Annotated in this window: 1 protein-coding gene and 1 pseudogene; both read right to left on the minus strand. The window is 52.4% G+C overall.

What is annotated here, in order from left to right:
- On the minus strand, positions 1-911 hold a 911-nt coding region (gene gmd, locus HGP14_RS35095; protein ID WP_168834372.1), incomplete at its 3' end, for a GDP-mannose 4,6-dehydratase.
- An 84-nt stretch (positions 912-995) separates the two neighbouring features.
- A pseudogene (locus HGP14_RS35100) lies at positions 996-1,249 on the minus strand (CpsD/CapB family tyrosine-protein kinase); the annotation flags it as partial.

The raw sequence follows: 1,249 nt of genomic DNA on the forward strand, positions 1-1,249 counted from the left end.
TAGGCTGGATCGACCTCCACAACACACTGACCGGATATCCTATCATAGCCCTTTTCCTCGACACCCTCCCCACGCCAATCGATCGGCATGCCAACCTTGGCAAAAGCCTTCTCAACAAAGGAGCGAATCGAGTGCGTTTCGCCGGTCGCAAGAACATAGTCCTCTGGTTCGTCCTGCTGCAACATCAGCCACATGCCGCGGACATATTCTCGCGCATGTCCCCAGTCGCGCTTGGCGTCCAGATTGCCGAGATAGAGCCGATCCTGCAGCCCGAGATGGATCGCCGCGGCCGCTCGGGTGATTTTACGCGTCACGAATGTTTCGCCTCGGATCGGACTTTCGTGATTAAACAAAATGCCGTTCGAGGCATGCATGCCATATGCCTCGCGATAGTTGACCACGATCCAGTAGGCATAGAGCTTGGCAGCCGCGTAGGGTGATCGAGGGTAGAACGGTGTCGTTTCACTCTGCGGGACTTCCTGAACTTTACCATAGAGCTCCGAGGTAGATGCTTGATAGAAGCGGGTTTTCTTGGTCAGGCCCAGAAGACGAATTGCTTCAAGTAGCCGAAGGGTGCCAGTTCCATCCGCATTAGACGTATATTCCGGCGTCTCGAAAGAGACTTGAACGTGGCTTTGTGCGGCGAGATTATAGATCTCGTCAGGCTGCGTTTCCTGAACGACTCGGATGAGATTCGTTGAGTCGGTCATGTCCCCGAAATGCAAGATAAACCGAGGGTTCTCAACATGGGGATCCTCGTAGAGATGCTCAATACGACTGGTGTTGAAGGACGATGAGCGCCGCTTGATGCCGTGGACAATATAGTCCTTCTCCAGGAGCATTTCGGCCAAATACGCACCATCCTGACCTGTTACACCTGTAATCAACGCAACTTTACCGTTGTTTGTCATTGCAGCACCTTCGTCCCACTCATTTTTACATCGCCGGATACAGTTGCGGCCAAGGAAAATTGATTTATTCTAATAAGTTTGAGTTCATGTTTTAAAATTGTAGTATTTCATCAAAGATCTAGCGAATAATTCCGAGTCACTGAAGCTGTATTGGGCGTGTCTTTTCGGCTTTACATTGTTGATAGCGACCGAGATTTCGGCGTTGCGCGCGCTTTTCAGACGCTGCAGGCTGAACTCGACGGCGCGGCGGCTCGTCTTTGCCCATCGTACGATCATAAGCGTTCGTTCTGCGAGCGCGGTCAGCTGCATCGTATCGGTCGAGGCGGGCACAGGGGCGC

It is taken from the genome of Rhizobium sp. P32RR-XVIII, assembly GCF_012641395.1.
In the GTDB taxonomy this organism is placed as follows: domain Bacteria; phylum Pseudomonadota; class Alphaproteobacteria; order Rhizobiales; family Rhizobiaceae; genus Rhizobium.